Annotated in this window: 7 protein-coding genes; 1 reads left to right on the forward strand and 6 read right to left on the reverse strand. The window is 64.1% G+C overall.

Going from position 1 to position 6,158, the window contains the following annotated elements:
• The 6 genes from VFE81_RS09020 to VFE81_RS09045 form a co-directional block, all read right to left on the reverse strand.
• Window positions 1-863: branched-chain amino acid ABC transporter permease (locus VFE81_RS09020; protein ID WP_325044261.1), on the reverse strand; the 863-nt coding region annotated here is incomplete at its 3' end.
• Complete coding sequence (locus tag VFE81_RS09025; protein ID WP_325044262.1) at window positions 856-1,794, reverse strand: branched-chain amino acid ABC transporter permease; 939 nt, start codon at window positions 1,792-1,794, stop codon at window positions 856-858. The genes VFE81_RS09025 and VFE81_RS09020, both read right to left, overlap by 8 nt.
• 4 nt (window positions 1,795-1,798) lie before the next feature.
• Window positions 1,799-2,248, reverse strand: a complete 450-nt coding sequence (locus VFE81_RS09030; RefSeq protein ID WP_325044263.1) for a thioesterase family protein — start codon at window positions 2,246-2,248, stop codon at window positions 1,799-1,801.
• 3 nt (window positions 2,249-2,251) lie between these two features.
• Complete coding sequence (locus VFE81_RS09035) at window positions 2,252-2,782, reverse strand: NUDIX domain-containing protein (protein WP_325044264.1); 531 nt, start codon at window positions 2,780-2,782, stop codon at window positions 2,252-2,254.
• Window positions 2,783-2,948: 166 nt separating this feature from the next.
• Entirely contained in the window at window positions 2,949-3,980 is a 1,032-nt protein-coding gene (locus VFE81_RS09040) for a low specificity L-threonine aldolase (protein WP_325044265.1), read from the reverse strand.
• A gap of 149 nt (window positions 3,981-4,129) precedes the next feature.
• Complete coding sequence (locus VFE81_RS09045) at window positions 4,130-5,533, reverse strand: YbfB/YjiJ family MFS transporter (RefSeq protein ID WP_325044266.1); 1,404 nt, start codon at window positions 5,531-5,533, stop codon at window positions 4,130-4,132.
• A 118-nt stretch (window positions 5,534-5,651) separates the two neighbouring features.
• On the opposite strand from VFE81_RS09045, the gene VFE81_RS09050 reads away from it, so the two are divergent.
• The coding region (locus VFE81_RS09050) for a LysR family transcriptional regulator (protein WP_325044267.1) at window positions 5,652-6,158 on the forward strand (507 nt) is incomplete at its 3' end.

Here is a 6,158-nt window from a genome sequence, read left to right on the forward strand (position 1 = left end):
CTGAAAAACGTCAGGACAATCGCACCCGCGACGGGCCCGAAAAACGTCGCCGTACCGCCGATCACCGTCGCGATCAGCACGGCGCCCGAGCGCATCATGCCGACGCTTTCCGTCGACACCAGTTCGACATTGATCAGCCCAAGGGTGCCAGCAATGCCCGCAAAAAACGCTGACATCACCACCACGCCATAGCGGATGCGGCGCGGATAGCAGCCGATCGCCGCGGCGCGCGCCGGGTTGTCGCGCACGGCGTTGGCGAGCCGCATGAACGGTGTGCGCGACAACGCGAACATTGCCACGCTCGCCAGCACGCACCACAGCGCGATCAGCGCATAGGCTTCGCGCGCCGGGCCGAAGCTCCAGCTTGCGAACATCGGTCCGCTCGCGCGGTCGATCGGCACGCCGGCCTCGCCGCCGAACCAGTCGGGCAGCGTCCACGCGGCCGCCGCGACGAGTTCACCGATGCCGAGCGTGATCATCGCGAAAGCCGTCCCGGCGCGCCGCGTCGATACGAAACCGAACAGCACCCCGCACAGCGCACCGCCGATCCCGCCAATCAACGGCAGTAGCACCAACGGCACGCCGATGCGGTTGAACACTTGCGCCGCGATGAGCGCACCGAGGCCGGAATAAGCGGCATGTCCGAAGGACAGCAAGCCTGTTTCGCCAAGCAGCAGGTTGTAGGAGAGCGCGAACACGATCATCGTCGCGGTCTGCGCGAGATAGGCGAGCAGCCAGCTTTGCGGCCAGACAAAGGGCGGCACGGCGAGGAACAGAACGAGCGCGAGCCACGGCGCGAACATTCGCGACGTCGAGCGAACCGTGGCTGCAGTCTCAGTAGTCTTTTCGGGCAGCTCACGCATGATCGTCACGCCGTCCGAACAGTCCACGCGGGCGCAGCGCCAGCATCGCGACGAGCAACAGATAGGGAATCAGCGGCGCGAGTTGCGCAAGCGTGAGCGCGTCCCATTCGGCCGGCAGCGCGCCACCGAATACCGACGTGATATCGCCCAACGACACGTCGCTCGCCACCGCGAAGGTCTGCACGCAACCGACGATCAGCGACGCCGCCAGCGCCCCGCTCAACGAGCCTAAGCCGCCGATCACGACCACCACGAACACGATCGAGCCGAGCGACTCGGCCATTGCCGGTTCGATCACGAAGAGTGGCGCGCCGATCACGCCGGCCAACGCGGCGAGCGCCGTGCCGGCCGCGAACACGCCGGTGAACACGCGCGGCACGTTGTGGCCGAGCGCTTCGACAGCGCTCGCATGCGTCAGCGCGGCGCGTACGATCAGCCCCGCCTTCGACACGCGCAGCACCGCGTAGAGCACGGCCAGCATCGCCAGCGACACGGCCATCATGAAGGCTCGATAGCGTGCAAAGGCCGCGCCGTAGATCGTGAAGAGCGGCCCGTCGAGCGCGGCCGGAACAGTCGCACTAAGCGGACTCAAACCCCAGCCGAGCTTGACCAGTTCGCCGAGCAGATACGCCGCGCCAAAAGTCAGCAGCAACTCGGGGAGATGACCGTGCACACGCACGCGGCGCAGCAGCCAGCGCTCCAACGCCGCGCCGATCAAGCCGACGATGAGTGGCGCGATCACCAGCGCACTCCAGAAACCCGTGTGCGCCGCCACCGAAAAACCGACGTACGCGCCAAGCATATAGAAGCTCGCGTGCGCGAAATTCAGCACACCGAGCATGCTGAAAATCAGCGTCAAGCCCGCCGACAGCATGAACAGCAGCAGGCCGTAACTGACACCGTTAAGCAGATTGATGACGAACGACTGCACGCGCCTATTCCGCCCGCACAGCGACGGTGAGCGGCTCGAGCGCCGCGCGCAAATCGGCGGGCAGCGTCACCGGACGACGCGTGACGCGATCCACATACACGTGCACAAAATGACCCTGAGCGGCGGGTTGATTCTCACCTTCCTTGAAGAGGCCCACTTCATAACGCACGCTCGATGTGCCGAGCCGCACCACTCGCAAGCCCGCCTCGATCCGTTCGGGAAACACGATCGGCGCGAAGTAATTGCAATGTGTCTCGACGACGAGGCCAATCGTCGCGCCGTGCTCGAAATCGAGCACGCCGGCGCGAATCAGATACTCGTTCACCACTGTGTCGAAGTAGCTGTAATAGACGACGTTGTTGACGTGGCCGTAGACGTCGTTATCCATCCAGCGTGTGGTGATCGGCAGAAAATGCGGATAGGCGCTGCGCGTGGCGGGTGCGGGTTTGTTCATCGCTTACTGCCCCGGCTTTTCGACAAACTCGAACGGCAAGCCGCGCCGCCGCATCCATTCGCCGAGCGCCTGGCCCGTGCCCGCACGCCATGGACGCAATTTTCCCGGTTCGACCAGCCGGTATTCGAGCAATTCCGGCGACAGCGCGACCGTTCCGTACGCTTTCACGTGATACGCGATGATCAGTTCGTTTTTGCGGATGAATTCGTACACGCCGATCAACTCGACCGTCTCCGCGTGCAGCGAGGTTTCTTCCAGCACTTCGCGGGCAATGCCCTCTTCCGGTGTCTCGCCGTTTTCCAGAAAACCGGTGATCAGCGCGAACATGCCTTCCGGCCACGCGGCGTTGCGCGCGAGCAGGATCTTGCCTTCGTACTCGACGATCGCGGCCACCACCGGCAGCGGATTGTTCCAGTGGACATAGCCGCATTCCGTATCGGGACAGGTCTGGCGGATCCGACCGCCTTCGTGTTGGGCATCTGCGCGCTCGATCAAAGGCGTAGCGCAGCGTGGGCAAAATTGGTATTCGGTCATGGCGAGTGGGTCGTCTCTTCTGTTCTATGTGCGGCTTTGTTCAGCGTTCAATGTCGTGCTGCGGCTGGCACAGCACCTGGTGCGTCGTCTTGTTCGTACACCTGGTTCCCGCTTCCGGTTCAGGTTCACCATTCGAGTGAGGTTCAGGCGCGCAGTCGATGCGGTTTCAGGCCATGCACAAGTCGCGCACTTCCGCGGCGAAACGCTCGACGGTTTCCGGCTGCGTGTCCCAGGCGCACATCAGCCGGCAACCGCCCGCGCCGATGAACTCGTAGAACTTCCAGCCGCGCGCGCGCATTGCCTTGGCGGCCTGCGCGGGCAATTGCGCGAACACCGCGTTCGATTCTCTCGGAAACATGATGCTCACGCCGGGAATTTCCTGCAACCGCGTTTGCAGCAATTCCGCCATCGCATTCGCATGACGCCCGTTGCGCAGCCAGACGTCGTTATCCAGCAGACCGAGCCACGGCGCGGAGATGAAGCGCATTTTCGAGGCGAGTTGGCCGGCCTGCTTCAGACGGTAGGCAAAATCGTCGGCGAGCGCGCGGTCGAAAAACACCACCGCCTCACCGACCGGCAAACCGTTCTTGGTGCCGCCGAAGCACAGCACGTCGACGCCCGCGCGCCACGTGATCTCGGACGGATGCACGTCGAGCGCCGCGACCGCGTTCGCAAAGCGCGCGCCGTCCATGTGCACTTTCAGATGACGCCGCTTGGCGATCGCCGCGATCGCACGTACTTCCTCGACGGTATAGACGGTGCCTACTTCTGTCGATTGGGTCAGCGTGACGACTTTCGGCTTCGGGTAGTGAATATCGGCGCGGCGCGTGACGACCGCTTCGATCGCATCCGGTGTGAGCTTGCCGCCGACACCCGGTGCGGTCAGCAGCTTCGAGCCGCCGGAGAAGAATTCAGGGCCGCCGCATTCATCCGTTTCGATGTGCGCGAGTTCGTGGCAGATCACCGAGTGATACGACTGGCACAGCGACGCCAGTGCCAGCGAATTGGCGGCCGTGCCGTTGAACACGAAAAACACTTCGCAATCGGTCTGGAACAGATTCCGCAGGCGGTCGCAGACCTGATTAGTCCAGGAGTCATCGCCGTAAGCGGGTTCGTGGCCGCTGCTGTTGGCGGTGATCAGCGCCTCGAGCGCTTCAGGACAGATGCCGGCGTAGTTGTCGGACGCGAAATGTTGCATGGCTGGCGACGCGCCCGGCGACAGGCGCGCTGAGATGACGGGAAAGCGGTCATTTTAGTGCGCCGGGGGGTTATTTGTTTGCCGGTTTGGTATTTGCCAGGTGGGCGGTTTGAGAGGCCTAAGTTTTCCCCGCAAGGCGGCGGCCAAACTTAGCTACAGCCGCAATCGGGCATGCGGCCATGGCGACGTGGCATGCGTGCCACGATGACCAGACCGGCCGCGCCCAGCAGCAACGCCCCCGCCGCCAACCACAGTGCCGGCGAAAAGGAACCGGTGTGTTCGGCGATCGGCGCAGCCACCAGTGGACCGACGATCTGACCGACGCCGTACGCCGCGGTCGCATAGCCCATCAGGCCGGCCGCCTTGTCGCCGCGCAGACGCCGCGCTTCGCGCATCGCGAACAGGGTGATTGCAGTAAATGGCAGACCGATCAGGATGCTGCCGAACGAGAAGCCGCCCGCCGTGGGCCAGACGATGCCGAGCGCAATACCCACGGCTTCAAGCACATAGCAACCGGCGAGCAGCGTGCGGTTGTCCCAATGCACCGGCAGGCGCGCCGCGAGTAATGCACCGACGATCAAGGCCGCGCCGAACATCGGCCAGAACAGGTCGGGCCAGGACGAGTCCGGCAGCGCGTGGCGCGCGATCACCGGCAGGAATGTCGCGGTGATGATGTAGCCGAAGCCGGGCACGCCGTAGAGCAGAATCAGCCAGAAGGCGTCGGCCCGGTGCTGGGGGCGGCTTGTGGGGGAGCGTTGGGTTGTGGGGGAAAGATGGCTGGCGGGGGAGCTTTGGCTGGCGGGTCGCTGATTTGCAGAGTACTGGCCGGCGTTGTGCTGCTCAGAAGTGCGCTGCCCAGCTGAGTACTGGCCGGCCGAGCGTTGACTCGTTTGAGCGCCGGTGGTTGACCCACCCGCAGCGCGCGCCGCGCCTCCCGAAGTGGAATCGGTCACGGTCCCGAACACGGACCAAACCATGATCGAAAGCACCGCCGCGATGAGCCCGAAGCCGATCCAACCCACCGTCGCGCCGTAGCCACCCGCAGCGCTGACCAGCAAACCCGTCCCGACGATGCCCACGCCCGGGCCTGTATAGATCACCCCGCTCCACCCGTGCGCGCCGAGTTCGGCAAGCCGCCGCAAGCCCCACTGCGAGGCGAACACGAAGGTCCAGGCGCTGACCGCGCCGGCGACAAAGCGCACGACGGCCCACACCCAGAATTGGCTTGTTACGCCCATCGCTAGCGTTAGCAGGACCGTCGCAACAAGCCCCACGCGCACCATGCGCGCCGGCTCGACCCGCAGCGCAGCGCAGGTGACCGCACCGACGAAATAGCCCGCATAGTTGAACGACGCAAGCCAGCCACCGTGCTGGATGTCGATCTGCGGCTGACCGAACGTGCTGCCGTGAAGCATCAGCGGCAAAAGCGGCGTGAACGCAAAACGTCCGATACCCAGCACCACGGCCAAGGTGACCATGCAGGCAAGCGCCGCCCGGCGGGCGGCATGACGTTCGGCTGGGGTTTCGTGCGTGCTGGAAGCGAGATCGTTCATGAGCAAACCGGAAATGGAATCGGGCCGACGGTAACCGGCTACTTCAATCCATATTAGCTTGACCTTTCGATCACGAAAAATGAATAATTAGAATACCAACCATCGCCAGGAGAGATCAATGGATCTGGCCGCCTTGACCATTTTTCGCGCGGTCGTGCGGGAAAACGGCGTGACGCGTGCCGCTGCCAAGCTCAATCGCGTGCAATCGAACGTCACGACGCGCATCAAGCAACTCGAGGAGCAACTCGGCACCGACCTGTTTATCCGCGACGGCCGGCGCCTCGTTTTGACGCCGGCTGGCGAGACACTGCTGCCCTACGCGGAGCGTCTGCTCGCGCTCGCCGACGAGGCGCGTCACGCGGTGCGCGAGGATCGTCCGAGTGGGCGCCTGCGTTTGGGTACGATGGAAAGCGTCGCGGCGACACGCCTGCCTGGATTGCTCGCGCGTTATCACCAGCAGTGGCCGGATGTCGCGCTGGAACTCGAAACCGGCACGACCGGCAAGTTGATCGAGCGGGTCCGCGAATTTGAAGTGGATGCGGCGCTGGTGGCGACGCCGCTCGATTCTGCCGCGCTCGGCGAATTATTCGAGACGGTACCGGTTTTCCGCGAAGAACTGGTGATG

The organism is Paraburkholderia sp., from assembly GCF_035656215.1.
Classification (GTDB): Bacteria; Pseudomonadota; Gammaproteobacteria; order Burkholderiales; family Burkholderiaceae; genus Paraburkholderia.